The sequence below is a fragment of the Oceanobacillus sp. Castelsardo genome (assembly GCF_001659985.1).
Lineage (GTDB): Bacteria > Bacillota > Bacilli > Bacillales > Amphibacillaceae > Oceanobacillus.
Window position 1 is genome coordinate 94,015 of the sequence record NZ_LYCS01000002.1, and the last position, 22,359, is coordinate 116,373.

A 22,359-nucleotide genomic window follows, 5' to 3' on the forward strand; every position below is an offset into this window, starting at 1 on the left:
GTGTTTTTTTGCATAAATGCTCTTCTTTTCCAAATACTAGTAATAAGAAGTTTAGAGGAGGGTGTTTATGAAAAAAGTTTTATTCCCTATTGCTTTTTTGTTTGTATTTTTAACAGGGTTTGAACATGCTGAGAATCTAGAGATTACAAAAATTGAAACAACGGTCATAGAAGCAAATCACGAACTGCGGTATGATTTTGAAATCAAGAATAACGGTAACGAACCTATTAAAAGTGAATTTGATTATCCAGGTAACCAACCCTATGGGATTGAGCTAGTCGTTAAACCAAATGAAAAATTAGCAAAGTTAATGGAAATAGAAGGAAATACAGAGCATCAAAAAATGCGACCTTTAGGTAGTGGCAGTAGAGGGTTTTTCGAGGCGAACAGCGAGTCCTATTTTCATGTGTCTTACCAAATCAAGAATGGAGCAGATTTTGATAAAGTGAAAAAGCATGCTTTAGATTCATCATTACTTATCTTAGATGGAATTGAAATATCTGTAGAATTCCCTCTCAAGAATATTAAATAAAGACGGGTACTAATCCGGTATTTGTGCTTTTGTGTATTGGAATTCAGTACTCAACGGGCAGCTTTAGATTAAAAGAAGCTGAGACATAAATAAAGTATTTAACCCTAAAGACGAACAATTCGCTATTTAAGCGTAGGAAATATACGCAGACTCCTGCGGGAGGGAAGGCCTAGGTGAGACACCGAAGCGCGATAGCGCAAGGAGGCTCACCAGCCGCCCGCGGAAAGCGAAGTATATTTCCGAAGCGATTATTCGCTCAATCATGTTCGGATTTCATGTGGTTAAAAAACTTTTGTCCCAGCCTCTTTCCCCTATTAATAATCCTCTACAAATTGTTTACGGTCATGAAGAACCAGTTCCAGTTCCTTCTCCTTTAAACCAATCTGTTCTTTTATATTTTTAATAATTCGACCTACTTCTAGTCGTTTTTGACTTACTTGTTCCTGCGATTCTTTAATTCTTTCCTGAACTAAGTAATCAGTAAAGAAATTATCTAAGAAAAAGTCCGCAAATTTCAACATACCAGAAATATCTATTGTAATATCTAAATTTGCTTCTACGTCTAATAGTTCTTTTTGAAAAGTACGTAAACTTTTTTGTGCGCGGTTAATGGCTCCCATCGCCTCATCCATATTGCTATGTTTCAGTAGACTAGATACCGCACCACCACCAAACATGTCGAATAGCCCCCATGTCGCAGCACTATCTAACGAATCTCCTGCAATCTTAAGATCAGCTTCCGCTTTATTTCCTGCTAATAAAGCTTCCTCTAATTCTTCTATGTATGCCCTCAAGTCCTCTTCCCTCTCACGAAATTCAAATAACGTAGTGGAAGATGCGCTTTGTTTAATAATTCTTTCTTTTTCGGTAAAAATTTCGTTATATCGACTTTCTACATCTCCCATTTTTTCGATATTGTATTGCAGATTTTTTATCTCTAATTTTATATCTTTTTTATGTTTTTTTGCCTCATTTAATTGGATTTGAACGGCAAGGACTTCTTGTTTTTCTTTTTCCAGTTTTTCTACCTTATTCCCTAACAAGGTTTGGACCAAATTTGTAAAACTTAATCCCTCTAATCTTGCCACATCCTTTTCTTCTTCTGTTAATTGATTGGAGAGTAATGAAATATTTTCTTCAATTATCGTAAGCTCATTTTCATAATCTACAATTTGTAATTGCCACTTTTTCTTTTTTCTAATTTTCGTTTTTAATTCTATGAGTTCTTGATTATGTTTATCTTCAAACATCTAAAATTCCCCCTCCATTACTATACGAATGAACTTATGTGTAAGTTTCATATTCATTTAAAAAATCCTACCCAATGTATACGGGCAGGATTTTACCTATCTAAACTTGTTCATCATGTATAGCTTCCTCTTTTGTTTGATGAACAGTCCCGAATCGATGCTCAGGTGGTGCATAGATAGAATATAATTTTAGTGGCTCATTACCTGTATTCACGATATTATGCCAAAAACCAGCAGGCACCATAATTGCATCATCATCAGAAACTTTAACATTATAATCTAAACGATCTTTTCTTTTCCCCATCTGAACAACGCCTTCCCCATCTTCTAAACGTAAAAATTGATCTGTCGTTTGATGAATTTCCAATCCAATATCTTCACCAACTGGTATACTCATCAAGGTAACTTGTAAATGCTCTCCTGTCCAAATCGCCGTTCGAAATGTATCATTTTCTTTCGTAGCTTCCTCAATATCTAGAGTAAAAGGCTGTTTACCATGGTCTTTAACTAATCTATCTTCTATGTCAATACTCGCGTTCAAGGAGTAATCATCCATGTTTCCATAAGGTATCGGCATATTTACTGGCTGTCTAACATGGTAAATACCATACGGATGAACATGATACGGATTCAGATAATAATATGGATAATAATACATATACATCATTCCCCCCCATTTGAATTCAAGTTATCCTATGCACCAAAATATAAAAGGTACTTTGTCTAGGTTTCTTAGAAATCATACTTCCCTATTTGATGTTATACTTAATTCAAATAGTTATATAGAAATAAGGTGTCCATTTATGTCCTATATCGAAAAAGGAACTGCATTCTACCATAAGGCACTATTTGCCTTATTCTCTGGTAGCTTCGTAACATTTAGCTTACTTTACAGTGCCCAACCTTTAATTCCTATATATTCAAGCCAATTTGGTGTATCACCTACAAATGCTAGTTTATCCCTTTCCTTTTCAACTGGGATGTTAGCTATGGTAATGCTTTTTACTCCAAGCCTGTCTAATTCAATTGGACGTAAACGGATCATGTCGATTGCTCTTTTGGGGGCTTCGATTCTTTCCATTTTAACCGCTATAACACCAAACTTTTCACTATTGCTACTTAGCCGAGCATTATTAGGGGCAGTTTTAGCTGGTTTTCCAAGTATTGCGATGACATACATATCTGAAGAATTCCACCCGAAAGAATTAGGTACCGTTATGGGAATCTATATTAGTGGAAATACAGTGGGTGGCCTATCAGGTAGGATCGTTACTAGTGCTCTCACGGATTGGTTCTCGTGGGAAATCGCCCTTTTCATCATTGGGGGTATCGCACTCTTTATCAGCATTTGGTTTTGGAGACATTTGCCTGAGGAACAACATTTTGTAAAGGAATATGGTACGTTAAAAAACTTAATCCCGGAATTGGTCTACCATTTTAAAAATCCTGCATTACTTTGTCTTTACGGTTTATCTTTCTTACTAATGGGGAGTTTTGTAACTCTATATAACTACATTACTTATTTATTAATCGGCGAACCTTATCATTTAAGTCATGCTGCAGTCGGTTCCATCTTTTTTGTCTATTTAGTTGGAACATTTAGCTCTACCTTTATGGGTAATCAAGCGGATCATCACGGTAAGTCTAAAATTTTACCACTTGGTATTTTAATCATGACGATAGGTGCAATTGGTACATTATATGAAGGTTTATGGATTAAAATAGTAGCAATTGCTGTATTTACCTTTGGCTTTTTTGGCAGTCATTCTATCGCAAGTGCTTGGGTTGGCCAGAAGGCAACAGCTCATAAAGCACAAGCTTCTTCTCTCTATTTATTATTCTACTATGGTGGCTCTAGCTTATTTGGTACATTGGGAGGAATTTTTTGGAGTAATTATGGATGGAATGGTGTAATCGGAATGATTAGTGTATTATTAGGCATTGCTTTTATATTGGTAGGAAAGCTTGTACTTTCAAAAAAGACTTAATATCCTTTTCTATTTTTTTAAATAAATAGAGATTTAAGGGGAATAGTTCCCTTTAAATCTCTATATGAATTCTACTACTCTCCATTTAGGCCATTATAAATTTTATCAATGTTATATTCTAAAAACTTAATATAAGTGTCTCCCGCTTCCCCTTTCTTCCCTATTTCATCTGAAAAGATTTTATCTTTATAGATATCCACACCACTTTCTTTAGAAACTGTTTCCATTGGTCTAGAATCTACATTCGTTTCTAAGAATAACGCAGGAACGTTATGCTCTTTTAAGAAACTGACTAGTGACTTGATTTGCTCTGGAGATCCGTTTTCCTCCGTATCAATTTCCCAAATATAACCTTCTTCTAACCCGTATCTATCTGCCATATATTGAAATGCACGTTCACTCGTTACGAGAATTCGATTTTCTTCCGGTATTTCAGCAATTTTATTTTTATATTCTTCATCAATTTCTTTTAATTCAGCCATATAAGCATCAGCATTTTTTTCATATTCCGCTTTATTCTCGGGATCTACTTTCATTAATGCGTCACGGGTGTTTTCTGCTATAATCATTCCAACATTTGGATCTAGGAAAGCATGGGGATTAATTTCATGCTCCTCTTCTCCTTTACCAATTAAATACTCGGGTTCTACACCTTTCGTTAATTCAAAAATATTTTCATCTTTTTGCCCAACGGTATCCATCATTTTGAAAAACCAGCCGTGCTCTCCACCTTCAAGATTCAGCCCATTATAAAATAATATATCTGCATCGGTAGCCTTTTTAATATCTTCTGGAAGTGGCTCATATTCATGTGGGTCTGTACCAATAGGGACGAGATTATGAATTTCTACATGCTCCCCACCAATTTGATGTACAATATCTTCTAACAATGTAAAACTAGTTACCACTTTTAAAGCATCCTCATTGTTAACATTAGCGTCGTTCTCCTCATCTCCGCCACAGGCAGCTAATAGTAACGATATAACGGTTAAACTTAATACTAATTGAACTAACTTTTTCATCTTTTCTTACCTCTTCTCTTTTTTTTAGATTATTTAAATGGAAGCTTTATTTTTCTTTTCTCGTATCATCCGCCATAATATTCCTTGTTTCGGCGAGAAAATAAAGGCTAAAATAAAAATAGATGTTGTAGCAAGAACAATGACTGCACCCGACGATAAATTATATTCCGAACTAAAGTACAGACCGATCACAGCTGATAAGGCCCCGAAAAAAGCTGACAGGAAAATCATCGTTGATAATCGATTTGTTAATAAGTAAGCGGTAGATGCTGGCGTAATTAGCATGGCAACTACTAATATAACTCCTACCGTTTGTAAGGAAGCTACGGTGACTAAGGTTAATAAAATCATAATTACATAATGAATAAAACGAACTGGTAACCCATACGCTTGAGCCATCGTCGGATCAAAGGTTGTAATAAGAAATTCTTTATAAAATAAAATAACAATAAGTAAAACAATCGCACCAATGATTAATGTTAACCACATATCCGATGTTCGAACGGACAAAACATTACCAAACAATATTTGTGTTAAATCTATTGCTGTAGAAGCTTTTGTAATTAGTAGTACCCCTAATGCGAAAAAAGCTGAAAAAACAATACCAATTGAGGAATCACTTTTAACGCGACTATTTTGACTGATATAACCAATACCGATAGCAGTTAATAACCCCATAACTACTGCACCATAAAAATAGTTAATACCTAGCATAAAAGATATAGCAACGCCCGGTAAAACAGCATGTGAAATAGCATCTCCCATCAAAGCCATACCTCTAAGAATGATAAAGCAACCAATAACACCACACAGTATTCCAACCATAATGGAAGTAAATAAAGCTTTTTGTAAAAATCCGTAATTCATTAGATCTTGTATAAATTCCATTACATACTCACCCCGACCTTTTTCAGGATAGATAGGTTCGCTTGATATGCCTGAGAAATCGTTTCGGCTTTAAATACTTGTTGAACAGGGCCGTACTCCACTAATTCTTTATTTAACAGAATTAGCTCATCGAAGTAATCTTCTACTTTAGTTAAATCATGATGGACAACTAATACTGTTTTTCCTTTGTCACAAAGATTCTTTAAGATCTTAATAATAGTTGTCTCACTAGATACGTCAATCCCAACAAAGGGTTCATCCAAGAAAAACAGTTCAGCCTTTTGAGCAAGTGCTCTAGCAAGAAATACTCGTTGCTGTTGTCCTCCTGATAGTTCACCGATTTGTTGTTTACTAAAGTCTTCCATGCCGACTTCTTTCAAACATTGAAACGCCCACTCTTTTTGCTTTGCATTCGGTCTACGCATAAGACCAAGATGTGGGTATGTTCCTAATAGTACCGTATCTATAACATTTATAGGAAAATCCCAATCCAAATTATTACGTTGAGGAACATAAGCGATTTTTTTTCGTACAGCCTTTAAGGGCTTCTCTAATATCCTCACATTCCCTTTATCTTTTGGTATTAGACCAAGTGTAGCTTTCATAATAGTTGATTTTCCCGCTCCATTTGGACCGATTATTCCAACCAATTTTCCTGTATTAATGGAAAAGGAAACATCTTTTATGACCTCCTTGCCATAATATGAAACATGTAAATGATCTACCGTTAGCGCTTTTCCCATTTTATTCACCTTCCTCTTCTTTTTTCGGTACTATTACTCATGATAATATTTATTCTTTCCACTTACTTTTTACACGATAAACAAATTTTTACCAAGGGCAACTTTTAATTACACTCTATTCAAAAAAACTGTAATGGTTCATATAAAATTTACTTTTTTCATTTAGTTTATACTGGTTCAATAATTAGTGTAAATGACAAAGTGTTTTGTTGTCAACAAATATTTTCCCTAAGGAAACATTATGTTGGAAATATGATATTATACATCTTAAATGGTTGGTGATTTACAGTAAATTTAATGTTAGTATCTACAAATTTAACTAAGTAAATTCTTATGAATATGGCCACCATGTCGGTTGCCTAATAAAAAATGGTTCCCCGTTTTTCATAATGGGAAACCATTTTTTTACACTTCTATTTCTTTTTTCTAACACCTATTACACGTCCGACTTCTTTTGGTTTTTCAATCGGTGTATGCTTCGCCGCCAGTTCCTTTACGTGCGAATAAATTTCTTCCGCGAATGGTGATGCTTTTCCTGTTGACTGATCAATCCCCATTAACATTTGTTCACTTGTTGCAGCTCGCTTGCCATTTTCTCCGTACAATTCAAAAAACAGATGAGCGCGCTTGGCATCATAATCGATCACGTACATATGGACCTCAAATCGTTCGTCAAGTTTCATTTCATCTAAATAACAAACATGCGTTTCCATCGTATAAATCGTATACTGCTTCTTATTTCGATAATCTTCTGTTATACCAATGGAATTCATAAAAGCGTCGACAGCCCAACTAAATGCACGTACATATTCTGCATCATTCATATGTCCATTGTAGTCAATCCAAGCTTCTGGTACTTTATCCTGAATCATCAATTTGGGTTTGCTCACGTTTTATCTTCCCTTCTAGTTACCGGACAGATTTTCCCCTGGCCAGTATTTTTCCAATAACTGTTGTAATTCTATTAAAAACTGATCACGGCGATCTTCTAGTTTTTCCATTTTCACGCCTTCCGTTTGTGCTTCACAAGTCGACAGCCCAACTAAATGCACGTACATATTCTGCATCATTCATATGTCCATTGTAGTCAATCCAAGCTTCTGGTACTTTATCCTGAATCATCAATTTGGGTTTGCTCACGTTTTATCTTCCCTTCTAGTTACCGGACAGATTTTCCCCTGGCCAGTATTTTTCCAATAACTGTTGTAATTCTATTAAAAACTGATCACGGCGATCTTCTAGTTTTTCCATTTTCACGCCTTCCGTTTGTGCTTCACAACCAGTAATTACTTTTTCAGCTAATTCTTCCGTTAATTCTGGTGCTTCTAATTTGGTCCATGGTAATTTCAATGCAGGTCCAAATTGTTCCAATAAGTGACGCATTCCTTCTTTACCTCCGCCCATATGTAGAGTTAGGAATGGACCCATTAATGCCCATCTAAGCCCTGGTCCATAAATAATGGATGCATCCACTTCTTCTGTACTTGCTACACCATCATTAACAATATGAAGTGCTTCACGCCAAATTGCTTCCATTAAGCGGTCCGCAATATGACCTTCAATTTCCTGACGAACAACAAGTGGTTTCATCTTCAAGTTGTCATAAAACATCTTTGCTTTTTCGATATAAACACTATCAGTTTTATTCCCGCCAACAAGTTCCACAAGCGGCATTAAATATACCGGATTAAATGGATGAGCAACCATCACACGTTCCGGATGATTCTCACAATCGGCTTGTAAGCTACTTGGTAATATTCCGGATGTGCTGGAAGCGATGATGGTTTCTTCCTTAGCATATTGATCAATATCAGCGATGACCTTTCGTTTTAATTCCTCTCGCTCTGGAACATTTTCCTGAACAAAGTCCGCTTCCTTTAATGCCTTTTCTAAATCGGCTTCAAAAAAAAGATTATCTTTCGAGGCACCTTCACCTAATCCTATTTTTTCCATCCAAGGCCATGCACGTTCCACAGCTTTACGGGTCTTTTCTTCTGTCTTGGGATCCGGATCAAATGCAGTGACGGTGTAGCCATTTGCTAAAAAGCGAGTGATCCACCCATTCCCGATGACACCTGTTCCAACAACTGTGATGTTTTTGATTGTAATTTCTTTTGTCATCCTAGTCTTCCTTTCCATATGGGTTCAATAAATTTAGATGCTTACGTGCTTCGGCCGGGGTCATAATATCGGAACCTAAAGCTTGTACCATACCGACAGCTTTATCCACAAGCTGCTCGTTCGTTGCGAGTTTTCCTTTCTCTAAATAAAGGTTATCTTCTAGACCTACACGGATATTTCCACCTTGAAGCAGGGATTCCATCGCTATTGGCATTTGCATTCTGCCAATTCCAAAAGCTGCCCATTTTGCGTTTTCCGGAATCCGACTTTTCATGTAAGACAACGTTTCTGCATCCGCTGCAGCTCCCCATGGGATACCAAGACAAAATTGAAATAGTGGATCTCCTTCAATGAAACCTTCCTCCACTAATTGGTTGGCGAAACGAACGTGACCTGTATCAAAACATTCTAATTCTGGTTTCACCCCAATATCTTTCACAAGTTTCGCCTGTTTTCTTAACCAGTCGGTTGGGCTAACGTATAACATATTGCCAAAGTTCAGGCTACCACAGTCAAGGGTACACATTTCTGGTAAGAGTTTTCCGATTGGTTCATGGCGTTCTTCTGGAGTTTGAATATCGGTTCCTTCCCCTCCTTTAGTTGGGGCATCTTCACTCGGTATCCAGTCTCCACCCCCACCAGAAGTAAGGTTTATAATCACGTCGGTCTCTGATTCACGAATACGTTCGACAACCTCTTGGAATAAATTAACATCATGGCTTAGCTTGCCTGTTTTTGGGTCACGAACATGGATATGTGCAATTGTAGCCCCTGCCTTTGCTGCTTTAATCGCTGAATCTGCAATTTCCTTTGGTGTTACAGGTACATGTGGACTTTTCGCTGTCGTGTCACCTGCTCCTGTTAATGCACACGATAAAATTACTTTTTTATTCATTGCTTAATTCCTCCCATTCTTTTTCTTCGGTACATGTTCAAATATTTCGCCACTCTCAAAGAATTCAGTTACTCGACGTATCCAGTCATAATAGTCCATCCAATCCCTCATTTCACGAAGGAGTTCATTAATAGCCTCTTCATCCTTCTGAGTAAATCCAGATACATCTTGTAATTCATCCAATTTTTTCAAAAGCCTTTGTTCAAAGGAACGGCTGCGTTTAATAGCCTTATGCCAAGTAGAGGTAAAAAGCGAAATGAATGTTTGGTAATAATCTTCTTCTACTTGAAATAAATCTTTCCGAATCCCTTTTTTAAATACACGTTCCGCAATATCTAAATCTATCATTTCCCGGACAACCTGGCTCATCCGGGTTTTGCTCATCCCAGTCTCTTCTGATAACTCATCAAGGGTCATCGGCTCCCGGTTCATATAAATAATTCCAAGAACACGTCCAACACTTGTTGAAACACCAAATGCATTCATATTATCCGTTATTTTTTCAATAAATTGGGTTCTGACATCTTCTATCCGTTCATCGTGAATCTTCATTTTACTTCCCCCTCCAGCATGCTACACATAAAGTAAAACTTCATTTAGTGGGGGTTTTCTTCATCCCCTACTGATTGTTAGTTGAACGAATCGGGCTTTTACTGGCTGTTAATGCGAGATAAAATCAATCATAACCTTTAAAAAATACTAAGAGGAATAATTAAATTTAAAAGGTTATTGGTTTCAACTTTCACTCATTGACAAGTGGCAGTATTAGTTTCGATGCCTTTTCTCCACCCTGATAAATGTATTCAACCGCGGCTTTTCCTTCTTTATGTGTTTTCGTTGTCGTTCCATTATTTAAATTAATATCATAAAGTGGTGCATTACTTGCTGCTATATCTAGGCGCAGTCGATGCCCTTTTTTCAAGGTATAAGATGTAGACCCTATTTCGATTTCCAGATAAAATGGCTGATTCACATTCTCGACGCTTTCTCTGTGAAACGTATCGACAATGTTATACGCACGACCTGATTCATCAACGTCTGATAGTCTTAGAGAAATATCAAATAGATTCGTTGGAGCTGATACCCAAATGTTTGCTTTAATAGATCCTAGTAGTGATAGATCCTTATCCAGTTCTGTACTAGTATATACGAGAACATCATCACGATCCTGTATATCACTGACATCAAACGTTCCCGATTCATGTCCCGCAATCAATACCCCTCCTCCACGGGTTGGTACTGGATTGTTCGGGTCTAGTTTCAAGGAACTTCTCGTCTCTGTTGGTAAAGGTTGTAAGCTTAACTTTCCATCTCCATGACGGGTTTGTGACAGACCATTACTTTGCAGGAATACTTCCCTTGGCTTCACTCCCTGTTTCATTGGCCACTCATCAAATGCTTCCCAACACGCTTTCCCCATCAAATATAAATAAACAGGCTTTTTCATAGGCATTGGCTTATCTTTTAGCCAGTGATCAAACCACATAATATGAATTTCTGTTGGATCCTTTATGTTGTCGACTCCGATATTTTCAGCACCATTGTTAAAAAACTTGTCTCCACATCGACCTGTCATTTCTTCATGTGTCCATGGACCAACCCATAACATACGTGGTCCTTTATAAGTCTGATAGGTTTCCAATGTAGAAGTCAATAATGCATCAAACCATCCACCGATAAATAATGCCGGGATATCTATATTTTTTAGCTTTTTGGTTAAGTTTGTACTTTCTGTAAGTTCTGGCGATAATTTACCCTTTATAAAATCAAAGTAATAGGAATCTGGATCAAGGTCTTTGATTGGCCTCCATTCATTACTTGGGGCATAAGATAACCATTCTGCCATATTCTCTAAATAATAGTTGAATTTTTCCTCGTCAAAATTTCCCTTACGTTTAAGTTCATCCTCCAGCATGGATCCCAAAACCCATGTTTCGAGGTTAGCGGTAGCCTGGGGCATCCCTTCCTTTCCTAAAAAGTTTCCCATTAAGTCTGCCCCTGTCATGACCGGTGCAATCGCCTTTAAAGAAGGAGGATTTTCTACCGCTGCAGCTAATTGGGTATATCCGTGATAGGACATCCCAAATAGTCCAACTTTACCGTTCGAATAGGGTAGTTTTGCTGCCCATTCTACTGCCTCATATCCATCCCGTCCTTCATAGATAAAGGGATAAAATTCACCTTCTGATGCAAACCTTCCACGGACATCTTGAAGAATGACGACATATCCAGCCTGAACCATCCGAGGTACTTCCAAATACTCATCATAATAACGTGGCGTTTCTTTGTCATAAGGTAAGCGCAGCATCAGCACCGGATACCGTTCCCCATCATCTGGACGATAGACATCGGAGCGAAGGATGGTACCATCTGATAATGTGCAAGGAACATTTTTTTCTTGTTTCATCCCATTTTTCCCCACAGTAATCACCTCTATCTATACTTTCGCTAGCTATTACTCTATAATCTATCATGCTGCATTGGAACTAGATTCAGAAGACTTAATAGGTTGGAGTTTTCTTTCAATCCATCCCATAATTAAATCAGCAATAATGGCCATCAGCGCTGTAGGTATAGCACCAGCCAGAATAATTGCTGTTCCATCAGTCGCATTCGTTCCCGTTAAGATAACGGCACCTAATCCTCCAGCTCCAACAAAGGCACCAATTGCGGCAATCCCAATTCCTATAACTAATGCTGTACGCAAACCGGCCATAATCACACTAATAGCAAGTGGGAGCTCCACCATTCGTAAGAGTTGGAACTTCGTCATTCCAGAGGCATAGCCCGCTTCAATCACTGTTTTATCAACATCCTTCATTCCAACATAAGTATTTTGTACAATCGGTAGGATGGAATAAAGCATTAATGTTACAATTACTGTATTTGTACCGAGACCTAGCACAATCATAATGACAGCCATAGCACCCAAGGCGGGTATCGTCTGAATGATACTTCCAAGTGCCAAGACCCAACTACTCAATTTCCCATATTTAGCTATTAGGATACCTAAGGGAATAGAAATAATCGCGGCAAATAATACCCCATACGCTGCCATTAGAAAATGTCTGTAAAATTGAACCCAAATATATCCACCGTTTTGGGTAACATAGTGTATTAACTGTTCCAACGTTTCCATATTACTTCTCTCCCTTCCCTGTATCCTCAAAGAAGTTATGGGTTTCTAGAAACTCCATCGCAACTTTCCTTGGACTCATTAATTTTACATCCGCATTGTAATTTAATTCCTGCATCGTTTCCGTTGAAATTTGTTCATGAAGGCGTTCCGTAATATTCAATATTTCTGGATATTTTTCTAAAACCTCCCCAGCAATAACTGGTGAAGCATCATATGGAGGGAAGAAGCGTTTATCATCCTCTAAAACTTTCAAATCAAACTCTTTAATTCTTCCATCCGATGAATAAGCCAATACAACATCCATATGACTATTAGCGGCTGCCTCATATACTAAACCAATATTCATTGGAAAAACTTCACCAAATGAAAAATAGGTTTCTTGAAATCCTTCATATCCATCCCCTTTACGGTTAATCCAGGCATTATCGACCCCGAATCGCAACTCACCTGCATAGGCTTCTAAATCTGAGATTGTTTCGATGTTATTTTCTTCAGCAAAATCTGTTGTAACAGCAACTGAATAACTGTTCTCAAAACCATAAGGATTTGCCCATGTTTGATTAAAACGATCTTTAAATTCACGTGATACGGTATTCAATGCTTTTTCAGGATCTGTAATCGGGTCCATTCCCAATGCTCCTGACAGATCTGTTCCCGTATAACGTGTACTCGTTATATCAAGGTCTCCCCTTAACATACCTTGGTGTTGTACAATAGATGAACCAAGATGTGTAACAAGATCAGTACTAGCATCTGTTTCCCGTTCAATTAAGATAGATAACATTTCAGCTAAAATTTGTGATTCCGAGGTACCAAGAGACCCTATTTTTAACGTATCCTTTGATGTACTTGCAAGACCTGGTAAGGAACAACCAGCAAGCATCACTACTATAATAAATATAAAACTTCCCTTATATAACATCTTTTTCAGCACTATTTTTCACCTCCAACATTATACGGCTTCATAAGAATTCTGTAGCCCTTCCGGTGTCAATCGTTTTTCTAAAAAGGCTAGGAAACGATCGGCAATCAAGGCTAGAACGGTCGCTGGTACTGTCCCAGCAATAATCAATGAAGGCTGATATAAGTTCAATCCATCAAATATAAAATCACCAAGACCGCCTCCTCCGATAAATGCTGCCAATGTCGCCCAACCAATCAAATATACGGTTGACAAGCGAACACCTGCCATAATGACCGGTATTGCCATTGGTAATTCAACTTTTATAATCGATTGTAAATGACTCATTCCCATACCCTTACCCGCTTCTATCACACTTTTATCCACTTCACGAACACCAATGTAAGTGTTACGTAGGATCGGTAATAGGGAATAGAAAAACAGAGCCAAAATAGCAGGAACTTTTCCAACACCTAAAAATGGAATAAAAAATGCAAGGATTGCAAGACTTGGAATAGTTTGCAGAATACCAATAAAAGAGATAAATTTATCGGCGAAGTTTGGCACCCTTGAAAGAAGAATTCCGAGGGGGATAGCAACGACTACACCAAGTAAGATCGCCGCAACAGAAATATACAAATGTTCCCATGTTTTAATTATTAATTCATTACCATGTACTGTGAAAAAATTCATCATGATGATATCTACCTCCTATTCAGCTATAGCGATGATTTCTTCCAATTCCGTTCCGTCGCCCCAAATCGTGTCATAAACAAGTGTTGCAAGCGTCGCACGTGTAACAATTCCTACTAGACGACGATCTTCGTCCACAACAGGAACATATTGTGCTCCACGTCTCAGAATCTTGTGAACGGTATCACGTAACAAACTATCTTGAAAAACAGAATAAATTTCTGTCTCCATTACTTCCTCTACCTTATTAGCTTTTTTATAATTAAGATTAATAGCTTCTATATCAAGATATCCTTTTAAAACATTGTCTGAATCCGTGATAAGAAGGGAATCAACCCGTTTATCTCGCATCGTAGAAATAGCTGATTTTAACGTTGTACCAGTTTGTACTGTAACCGGGGCGCTATTCATAATCTGTCCAACCGTTGTGACATCAGGTCGTCCTTGAATCAACCTTTCCTTACCCAGGAATTCCTCCACGAATTCATTTGCTGGATTTCTGAGAATTTCATCCGGTGTATCAACCTGAACGATTTCCCCATCTCTCATGATTACAATACGGTCAGCAAGCTTGATTGCCTCATCCATATCGTGTGTAACGAAAACAATCGTTTTATTTAATTCCCTTTGTAATTTTTTAAACTCTTCTTGGAGAGAGTCTCTTGTAATCGGGTCAAGTGCACCGAATGGCTCATCCATTAATATCAATGGTGGATTTGCAGCAAGTGCACGTAATACACCAATACGCTGTTGTTGTCCCCCACTCAATTCATGTGGATATTTATCAAGATATTCTTCTGGTAAATCAACAAGTTTTAATAGTTCTCGTGCTCTTTCTTCTTTTTTCTCTTTGGTCCATTTTAACAATGTACCGACTAACACAATATTTTCTTCAATGGTCATATGCGGCATCAATCCGATTTGCTGAATCACATATCCAATAGATCTGCGTAATGCTACTGGATCTTGATCCTTAATATCTTTACCATCCACTAAAATAGCCCCATCCGTTATATCAATTAAGCGGTTGACCATTTTCATCGTTGTTGTTTTACCACATCCACTTGGACCTATAAAACAAATAAATTCACCTTTCTCTATTTTTAAATTCAAATTATTCACAGCAGACTTTCCGTTATCATATCGCTTTGTTACATTATGAAATTCTAACAATTCCCAAGCACCTCCAAATGTACTCCGTTTGATCACTCTTGTAAGTATAGAGGAATAACAGAATAAAGAAAACAAGCATATAAATCCATACAGTATGATAAATCCATATAATTTTTATTGTACAAACTTTATAAAGTGTATATCATAGAAATCCTACATATTTCTAGTTATTTCAACCATATTTGAACATTTTATTTATTCTGTATTTTTAGATTAAACTAGGGTGAAGTAGAAAATATTTTCTGAAAGGTGAATAATAGCGACTTACATCGCGAGAATAATTGATGGTGAAGGAAGTATAACGTTAACTCGAATGCATGCGAACGAACATCGTAGACCGTGTATAACTATAGCCTCAAATTAAAAAAGGGGCGTGTTCAGAGTATTAGAGGAAATTCACATTTTTTCGAGAATATAAAGAAAAAATAAGGGCCAGATAAAAAAATCTTTTTTTGAAGAACAAGACGATCGTTTATAATAACCTATTGAAAGATCTGCTTGCCCAGCCTCTATCACATTTGTATCGTACATTTCTTCACACCCTAAACTATAGGCTTGATTGCATTAAATTAGGTAAGCTATTCAATCCATAACCGAACAGCTCACCCCTAAAATTTACCCCTTCACTTTTAAAAGTCGTAGGGCATTTAAAATGACGATAATAGCAGCACCTGTATCGCTAAGAACAGCCATCCAAAGTGTTAGCCACCCCGGAAATATTAGGACTAATGCTATAAATTTTACAATTAAGGAAAACCATATATTTTGCTTGATAATCGCTAATGCTTTTCTACTTAGTTTAATGGTATGTGGTAATTTTTCCAGATTATCCGCCATTAAAACAATGTCGGCAGTCTCCATTGCCGTATCCGTTCCTACACCACCCATTGCAACCCCTAAATCTGCAGTTGCAAGTGCAGGTGCATCATTTATTCCATCGCCAACCATAGCTACCTTGTGACCTTCACTTTGTAATTGTTTAATCGCATCTACTTTGTCTTCTGGCAATAGTTCTGCAAAATAACGATTGAGATTCGTTTCACTTGATATCATTTTGGCCGTACCTTTATTATCACCAGTTAACATGACAAGATGATTTACACCAACTTGTTTCAGTACATTTAATGCTTTTACTGTAGTAGAGCGAATAGTATCGGAAACAGAGATAATCCCCATGATTTGCTGTTGAGTACCGATAATCACTACTGTTTTCCCCTGACTTTGTATCTCTTCTACCTTAGACCTTACATCAACTAAAGATATTTTCAGATCTTCAAACAGTTTTAGATTACCAGCATAATGAACTTCTCCATTGACTGTTGCTTGAACACCCTTACCGACTATATTTTTAAATAACTCTCCGTTTTTTGCCTGAATTCCCTTATCTTTCGCATATTCAACAATCGTTTTTGCTATTGGGTGTGTGGAGTAATTTTCTAATGTTAATGCTAGTGATATTAATTCCTTTTCTGAAGTAGTTAACGTCTCAACACCAGAAACTTTTGGTTTCCCTTCTGTTAATGTACCTGTTTTATCAAACGCTATTGCATTAATAGCACCTGCTTTCTCAAGAAAGGTTCCGCCCTTTATTAAGACGCCATTTTTTGCAGCGTTTCCGATAGCAGAAACAATTGCAACAGGAGTAGATATAACCAATGCACAAGGACAGGCAACTACTAATAATGCAAGACCTATATAAACCCATTCTCCCCACGTACCAAACCCTAAAAGTGGAGGCAAAACAATTACAAATAATGCTAAAACAAAGACGCTTGGTGTATAGACACTGGCAAACTTATCGATAAATGCTTGAGTTGGTGCCTTTTGCTCTTGTGCTTCCTCAACTAAATGAATTATTTTGGCTATTGTCGTATCTTCGACTAACTTGGTGACTTTAATCTCAATAGAACCACTTTCATTAATTGTTCCTGCATATACAGTATCTCCGACTAATTTATCGACTGGAATGGACTCCCCAGTGATAGGTGCTTGATTAACACTAGTTTCGCCTCGGATAACTTCACCGTCTAATGGAATTCGATCACCAGGTTTAATAACAACAATCTGGCCAACTGATACTTCTTCTACTGGTTTTTTAACTAATTCTGAACCAACTTTAATCCATGCTTCGGATGGTGCTAAATCCATTAGATTACGGATAGATTTTCTAGTTTTTTCAATGGATCTATTTTGCAAGGCATTCCCCAGAGCAAATAACCATACTACGATTGCACCTTCAAACCATTCTCCAATCAATGCAGCTCCAATTGCTGCTGCCGACATTAGAACGTTCATGTCTAACGAACGACTTTTTATAGCATAGTAGGCACTTTTCACAGGTTTATAGCCACTAATAACGATAGCAATAGCATATAGAATAGTGGTAATTAATGAAGATACACCATTATAAGAACCAATAAAACCAACTGTGATTAAAATACCAGTGAAGGTAATTAAACCATATCCTTCTTTGCTTTTCGAAGTATCTGTAGCTTTATTGCTAGTGGTTATTGGTGAAGCACTATAACCAAGTTTAGATACTTCCGAAACAATATCGTCTACACTATTTTCATGTTCTATTTTCATTTTTCCAGTTGAAAAATTAACACTAACACCGTTCACTTTTGGGATTTTATTTAAGTGATTTTCAATGCTTTTAGCACAACTACTGCAGTCCATTCCTACCACATCGTAAATTTTTACATTTCTATTTTGTACTAGTGGTTCAGCAACGTAACCCAGTTTTTGGACTTCACTCTCTATACTATCAAGAGACAATGCGTTGCTTCCGATGATCTGCAATTTCGCAGTATTGTAATTTACCTTTGCCTCTTGAATGTCAACTAAGTTATTTAACCCTTTTTCTAACGTTAAAGCACAAGAAGGGCAATCCATCCCGCGTATTCGATATTCGACCTTTTCACCCTTAACTGGTGTTGTGTTAATGTTAGGTATTTCCTTAAATTCGCTGCTACAACAACTTGATGTTTTTAAGCTGTTATCATCTTTTTTGCTACTGTTACAAGACTTTATCTCTAAATCTTCCTTCGGCTCATGGCTACAACATTCGTCAGTAGTATTACCATTTACATTCTTAGGTTGGTTACTACAACAAGATGAATTTGTTTCAGTAATTGCTATTCCTTGAAATGAATTTTGACTGCTGCAACAACTGTTTCCTTCTTTTGTTATAGCCTTTTCGCCATTACTGTTGCAACAACCTTTATTATCTTCAATAGTTTTCAATTCTTCATTAGGACCGCAGCATTTATCTCCCATTCTTTACACCCCATTAATCTAAATGATTTTCACAACAAGCAATATTATTTTCAATATCCTCAAGCACTACATCAAACATGGTTAATAAATCACGTACCAGTTGATTGCGTACACGGTAATATACATATTTGCCATCTTGTCTTCCTACAATAAGCCCACAACCTTTTAAACACGCCAGATGTTGCGATATGTTTGATTGATTGCCGTTTAGATCGTCAACAATTTGGGATACTGTTTTTTCATCTTCTTTAATACTTTCGAGTATTTGAATCCTCGTTTTATTTGAAAAACCATGCAAGAACTTCATCTTTGTATCAATATCAACTTTTTTCATGTATTAGTCACCTCATATATTAGACATCACTAATATGTTTTGTTATCATCATATTAGCAATCACTAATATGTGTGTCAAATTTATATTTGTTAAAATCATTTGAACAATCCTTATTTATTATATATTTAAAAATAAAAGGCATAAATTTCTCAAGTAGAAATTTATGCCTTACACTTTTCACGTTATTGAAGTATATATTTGCCAAGAGTTTTTTAAAGTATAACATTGCCAGAGTGGCAAGATTATGGTTCAAATCACAAACTGTGACGTAAAGCATATAATTTCCTAACAATAAAGCATATAGTTTCCAACCCTAGAGCCACAAGGTATCTCAGCTCTTTTTATAAGACTTATTAAACCAAAAGACTACTACCATTTAATTACAAGCGAGTAATAACCTCTTTTTTCTACTTTTAGGAAGCTTTATGCTTTACAATTTTATTTTAGGAAATTATATGCTTTACATTTCTATTTTAGGAAACTATATGGTTTATTTTATTTCAGAACCCTTTTACACTCAATTTTAGATTAACAATTGTAAAATTAAATATTCAGTTATATCCTAAACTTTCCAAAGCCTCCTTCCAAGCCTGTTTTACCCATTCTTTTCTAAATAAATGTTTATTTTCAAGATTCTCTTGTACCTTATTTGAACTTGGATAAATTCCTTTTTGATGTAATGTATTTACAATTTCTTTAATTTCTCTTTTTATAATTTGAACTCTCTTCCTTTTCAATTCATGAATATACTCTTCATATCGTTTAACCACCTTTTTACATAAATTAGGGGCAACTGTTTTTGCAGTTTTTAAAGTTATGCCATTATCTTTTGAAAACTGATTCAAACTTATAGGAGTTTCTTTACTTAGACAATCTATTAATTTTTCTTCAATCTCGATTCTTCTTTTTCTTATTTTTTGTGCTTTATAAGAATTATAGTTTTCTGTTATCTCTCCACATAGTATAGGAAAATTCCCTTTAGCGGTGGGTACATAAAAGCCATATTCTTTGGATATTTTATTTAGACTTTTTGGCTCTTTTGAATTGACCTCTTTCCTTAGACAATTTTCAATCTCACTTATTGGGATAGATTTCTGTTGTGAAGGGCTATCTTTTATTTCAAGCACTAGCTTTTTATTATTGTCGTAAATCATCTCATAAATAGTTAACCCAATTTTACGAGCAATTTTTAAAAGACTTTCACTTGAAGGTTGTCTTCTTCCTTTTACCCATGAATTTACCGTTGCCGGATTTAACTCTAAAATATTTGCCAACTTTGCTACACTTTTAATATCTAATTTCTTCATTAATCTATTTAAAAAGTTTGAAATAAAAACTCTTGTTGGGTAAATTGATTGCTTTGATGAATTTGCAAGCAATACCTTATAATTTTGGTAAATAAATGTATCTTCCTCGGTTAAATTTTTTTTATTAAATACCAATTTATCTCCTAACCACGATCCACAATATTGACAATATCCAACCATTAGATCCTTATGCAAAAACGGTAAATTTCTTTTACAATTTGAACACTTGTCGTGTAGTACTACTTCATGTACTTCGCATTTTTTTATTTCAGAAATATACCAAATTAGCGGTTCATATATAATCTTAGAGTTAGATTTCATTTTATTTAAGCATATTGGACACCATTTTCTATATCTACTGAAGAGTTTTTTTGAAAAAATCCCCTGCCAATTTAACATAGTCAAACTACGTAGATCATCCCTACTAGTTAGTAATTCCAATGCATTACAATATTCTAAAGTAACGGGACTATTCTCATTAATAAAATGTGAAGTATCCTTGATTATTCCTTGGCTAAGTTGATCTTTTAAATAATCTATATTTAGCATAGGTGCAATTACTTTACTCAGCAATGCTGATACAGCTAAATTATGATTTTCCGCGATTCTAGAAATATAACTTGATATACTTTCTACATAAGGTGTACCAATTCCAATCGGTTCAATATTATATAACTCTGTTCTGGTGGATAAAAAATTATCTACTATTCTTTGTTCATCTGTTAAACTGCTTAAATATAAATTCATTACTGATTCCTCCTGATGTATGATAATGCGTTAACAAGTAAATTTAAGAAATAAAAAATTGAGCAGGAAATACCCACTCAATTTTTCTTTAATATAGCCCCTAAGCTTAGGCCAACCCTACAGTATCCCTTTCTGGTTTTCTAATACCCGGCTTAGGATTATTTTTTCTTTTTGGTTTTTCATTATCTTTCTCATTTTTAATTCCCAGCAAAGTTTGAAGCTCTTTTTTGTCCTTTGTACTATCACTGAAATAGGATTCTCCTGTAATTGCCTCGTTTGCTAGTGTTAAAAGCTTTTTCGTTTGTAAAACATTTCTTTTCAAATTTTGATAGGTGATAGTTTTCTCCTCTCTTTCTAGAGCGTCTGAAAGACACCTTTGCAACCAATTCTTTAAAATCCCCGCACACCCAATGGAATTTTCATATATATATTCCGAATACTTCTTTAAATCAGGTTCCTTCTCTACAGGTAACAATTTCTGAAAAGTCAATAATAAAGCTTGGAAGTACTTTCTATCTTCAGCATTGGTATAATCATACCTCGGAAAGTGAATTTCCTTAACCCTTCTAGATAACTGACCATCTAAATTGAAAACAGCATTTAAATCATAAGTTCCAAATAAAACAATTTTTGTGGTACTCATGTTTGCTAATGATTTAATAGAATTAAATTGCCTCTGGTTCTGTTCACTGTTACCCCTTTTTTCTGAATTAATTTTAAAAAAGTGCTGAGCTTCATCAATTAGAAGTGCTTTTGTTTTCCTGTTAAAAAATGCACTCTCTATCGATCTACGTAGCTCTGGCGCAGTATTTGCATTAAGGGGGTTGTTACTGTTACTTTTCTTATTTTTCCTATTTTTCTTGACAATATCAGTAACATCAATCTTATAATCAATTAATGGATCCCTTAATGATGAAAGTACTCTATAATAGAAATCTTTCCAATTGAACTTCCCTAAATCTGGATTTGGAAGCTCTATACCAGAGATAGGGATAATGCTTCTATCTTTCTCAGTTTCTTCTTCCATATCTTTAAGAACAGATAACATTGTTGCAGAAAAGAGTCTGGATTTCCCAACTCCTGATGGGCCAACGACCATAATGATGTTTTGAGAGCCTTTATAAATTTCATTTTTTAATTCATCTGAAACTTGTTTCATTTTTGTATGGCTAACAGTAAAATCATTAAAAAATTTTTCGCGCTCTTTCTTAGATTTTGTTAAAAGCTCTTCTTCAAATAATCTTTGTTTTTTTGTCACCTAAACCAACTCCTCGCAACCCCACAATTATCATATACGCTCTCTGAACAATTGAATCGCCCATAGTTTCACTTTATTTAATCAGATT

General features: G+C 35.9%; 20 protein-coding genes. 2 read left to right on the top strand and 18 right to left on the bottom strand.

Translation table 11 applies throughout. The annotated features are described in order from the left end of the window. Positions 1-67: 67 nt before the first annotated feature. Complete coding sequence (locus A9178_RS04715) at positions 68-532, top strand: hypothetical protein (protein WP_068672889.1); 465 nt, start codon at positions 68-70, stop codon at positions 530-532. A gap of 314 nt (positions 533-846) precedes the next feature. Here A9178_RS04715 and A9178_RS04720 read toward each other — a convergent pair whose 3' ends face one another. Both A9178_RS04720 and A9178_RS04725 read right to left on the bottom strand, forming a co-directional pair. After that, positions 847-1,782: a hypothetical protein gene (locus A9178_RS04720; protein WP_068672890.1), complete on the bottom strand. Its 936-nt coding sequence runs from the start codon at positions 1,780-1,782 to the stop codon at positions 847-849. A gap of 100 nt (positions 1,783-1,882) precedes the next feature. Next, a complete protein-coding gene (locus A9178_RS04725) occupies positions 1,883-2,446 on the bottom strand; it encodes a cupin domain-containing protein (RefSeq protein ID WP_369801947.1) in 564 nt (187 codons plus the stop codon). A 139-nt stretch (positions 2,447-2,585) separates the two neighbouring features. On the opposite strand from A9178_RS04725, the gene A9178_RS04730 reads away from it, so the two are divergent. Next, positions 2,586-3,770, top strand: a complete 1,185-nt coding sequence (locus tag A9178_RS04730; protein ID WP_068672891.1) for an MFS transporter — start codon at positions 2,586-2,588, stop codon at positions 3,768-3,770. Positions 3,771-3,844: 74 nt separating this feature from the next. Here A9178_RS04730 and A9178_RS04735 read toward each other — a convergent pair whose 3' ends face one another. The 16 genes from A9178_RS04735 to A9178_RS04810 form a co-directional block, all read right to left on the bottom strand. Beyond that, positions 3,845-4,792 (bottom strand): metal ABC transporter substrate-binding protein, encoded by a 948-nt coding sequence (locus tag A9178_RS04735; protein WP_068672892.1) that lies wholly within the window; start codon positions 4,790-4,792, stop codon positions 3,845-3,847. Between the two features lie 33 nt (positions 4,793-4,825). Further along, complete coding sequence (locus tag A9178_RS04740; protein ID WP_068672893.1) at positions 4,826-5,680, bottom strand: metal ABC transporter permease; 855 nt, start codon at positions 5,678-5,680, stop codon at positions 4,826-4,828. Then, complete coding sequence (locus tag A9178_RS04745; RefSeq protein WP_068672894.1) at positions 5,680-6,423, bottom strand: metal ABC transporter ATP-binding protein; 744 nt, start codon at positions 6,421-6,423, stop codon at positions 5,680-5,682. The genes A9178_RS04740 and A9178_RS04745 overlap by 1 nt, the downstream gene beginning before the upstream one ends. Before the next feature lie 413 nt (positions 6,424-6,836). Then, positions 6,837-7,313, bottom strand: coding sequence for a thioesterase family protein (locus A9178_RS04750; RefSeq protein ID WP_082918092.1), 477 nt, complete (start codon positions 7,311-7,313; stop codon positions 6,837-6,839). 265 nt (positions 7,314-7,578) lie between these two features. After that, entirely contained in the window at positions 7,579-8,544 is a 966-nt protein-coding gene (locus tag A9178_RS04755; protein WP_068672895.1) for a 3-hydroxyacyl-CoA dehydrogenase NAD-binding domain-containing protein, read from the bottom strand. Position 8,545: 1 nt separating this feature from the next. Further along, positions 8,546-9,439 carry a beta-keto acid cleavage family enzyme gene (locus A9178_RS04760; RefSeq protein WP_068672896.1) on the bottom strand — a complete coding sequence of 298 codons (894 nt, stop codon included), beginning with the start codon at positions 9,437-9,439 and terminating at the stop codon, positions 8,546-8,548. Positions 9,440-9,442: 3 nt separating this feature from the next. After that, positions 9,443-9,991, bottom strand: coding sequence for a GbsR/MarR family transcriptional regulator (locus A9178_RS04765; protein WP_068672897.1), 549 nt, complete (start codon positions 9,989-9,991; stop codon positions 9,443-9,445). Between the two features lie 190 nt (positions 9,992-10,181). Next, positions 10,182-11,846 carry a CocE/NonD family hydrolase gene (locus A9178_RS04770; protein WP_068673592.1) on the bottom strand — a complete coding sequence of 555 codons (1,665 nt, stop codon included), beginning with the start codon at positions 11,844-11,846 and terminating at the stop codon, positions 10,182-10,184. Positions 11,847-11,909: 63 nt separating this feature from the next. Continuing rightward, positions 11,910-12,578, bottom strand: coding sequence for an ABC transporter permease (locus tag A9178_RS04775; RefSeq protein WP_068672898.1), 669 nt, complete (start codon positions 12,576-12,578; stop codon positions 11,910-11,912). Between the two features lies 1 nt (position 12,579). Then, a complete protein-coding gene (locus tag A9178_RS04780) occupies positions 12,580-13,515 on the bottom strand; it encodes an osmoprotectant ABC transporter substrate-binding protein (protein ID WP_304439144.1) in 936 nt (311 codons plus the stop codon). 15 nt (positions 13,516-13,530) lie between these two features. After that, positions 13,531-14,175, bottom strand: coding sequence for an ABC transporter permease (locus tag A9178_RS04785; protein WP_068672899.1), 645 nt, complete (start codon positions 14,173-14,175; stop codon positions 13,531-13,533). A gap of 15 nt (positions 14,176-14,190) precedes the next feature. After that, positions 14,191-15,345 (bottom strand): betaine/proline/choline family ABC transporter ATP-binding protein, encoded by a 1,155-nt coding sequence (locus tag A9178_RS04790; RefSeq protein ID WP_068672900.1) that lies wholly within the window; start codon positions 15,343-15,345, stop codon positions 14,191-14,193. Between the two features lie 615 nt (positions 15,346-15,960). Next, complete coding sequence (locus A9178_RS04795) at positions 15,961-18,624, bottom strand: heavy metal translocating P-type ATPase (RefSeq protein ID WP_082918093.1); 2,664 nt, start codon at positions 18,622-18,624, stop codon at positions 15,961-15,963. Positions 18,625-18,637: 13 nt separating this feature from the next. Beyond that, positions 18,638-18,958 carry an ArsR/SmtB family transcription factor gene (locus tag A9178_RS04800; protein ID WP_068672901.1) on the bottom strand — a complete coding sequence of 107 codons (321 nt, stop codon included), beginning with the start codon at positions 18,956-18,958 and terminating at the stop codon, positions 18,638-18,640. A 552-nt stretch (positions 18,959-19,510) separates the two neighbouring features. After that, a complete protein-coding gene (locus tag A9178_RS04805; RefSeq protein ID WP_068672903.1) occupies positions 19,511-21,013 on the bottom strand; it encodes a TniQ family protein in 1,503 nt (500 codons plus the stop codon). A gap of 106 nt (positions 21,014-21,119) precedes the next feature. Further along, positions 21,120-22,271 (bottom strand): TniB family NTP-binding protein, encoded by a 1,152-nt coding sequence (locus A9178_RS04810; protein WP_068672904.1) that lies wholly within the window; start codon positions 22,269-22,271, stop codon positions 21,120-21,122. Between the last annotated feature and the right edge of the window lie 88 nt (positions 22,272-22,359).

Excerpts from the sequence above, each read along its gene's own strand:
- A9178_RS04715 (WP_068672889.1), top strand. The coding sequence starts at position 68 with ATGAAAAAAGTTTTATTCCCTATTGCTTTTTTGTTTGTATTTTTAACA.
- A9178_RS04720 (WP_068672890.1), bottom strand. The coding sequence starts at position 1,782 with ATGTTTGAAGATAAACATAATCAAGAACTCATAGAATTAAAAACGAAA.
- A9178_RS04725 (WP_369801947.1), bottom strand. The coding sequence starts at position 2,446 with ATGTATATGTATTATTATCCATATTATTATCTGAATCCGTATCATGTT.
- A9178_RS04730 (WP_068672891.1), top strand. The coding sequence starts at position 2,586 with ATGTCCTATATCGAAAAAGGAACTGCATTCTACCATAAGGCACTATTT.
- A9178_RS04735 (WP_068672892.1), bottom strand. The coding sequence starts at position 4,792 with ATGAAAAAGTTAGTTCAATTAGTATTAAGTTTAACCGTTATATCGTTA.
- A9178_RS04740 (WP_068672893.1), bottom strand. The coding sequence starts at position 5,680 with ATGGAATTTATACAAGATCTAATGAATTACGGATTTTTACAAAAAGCT.
- A9178_RS04745 (WP_068672894.1), bottom strand. The coding sequence starts at position 6,423 with ATGGGAAAAGCGCTAACGGTAGATCATTTACATGTTTCATATTATGGC.
- A9178_RS04755 (WP_068672895.1), bottom strand. The coding sequence starts at position 8,544 with ATGACAAAAGAAATTACAATCAAAAACATCACAGTTGTTGGAACAGGT.
- A9178_RS04760 (WP_068672896.1), bottom strand. The coding sequence starts at position 9,439 with ATGAATAAAAAAGTAATTTTATCGTGTGCATTAACAGGAGCAGGTGAC.
- A9178_RS04765 (WP_068672897.1), bottom strand. The coding sequence starts at position 9,991 with ATGAAGATTCACGATGAACGGATAGAAGATGTCAGAACCCAATTTATT.
- A9178_RS04770 (WP_068673592.1), bottom strand. The coding sequence starts at position 11,846 with ATGAAACAAGAAAAAAATGTTCCTTGCACATTATCAGATGGTACCATC.
- A9178_RS04775 (WP_068672898.1), bottom strand. The coding sequence starts at position 12,578 with ATGGAAACGTTGGAACAGTTAATACACTATGTTACCCAAAACGGTGGA.
- A9178_RS04785 (WP_068672899.1), bottom strand. The coding sequence starts at position 14,175 with ATGATGAATTTTTTCACAGTACATGGTAATGAATTAATAATTAAAACA.
- A9178_RS04795 (WP_082918093.1), bottom strand. The coding sequence starts at position 18,624 with ATGGGAGATAAATGCTGCGGTCCTAATGAAGAATTGAAAACTATTGAA.
- A9178_RS04800 (WP_068672901.1), bottom strand. The coding sequence starts at position 18,958 with ATGAAAAAAGTTGATATTGATACAAAGATGAAGTTCTTGCATGGTTTT.
- A9178_RS04805 (WP_068672903.1), bottom strand. The coding sequence starts at position 21,013 with ATGAATTTATATTTAAGCAGTTTAACAGATGAACAAAGAATAGTAGAT.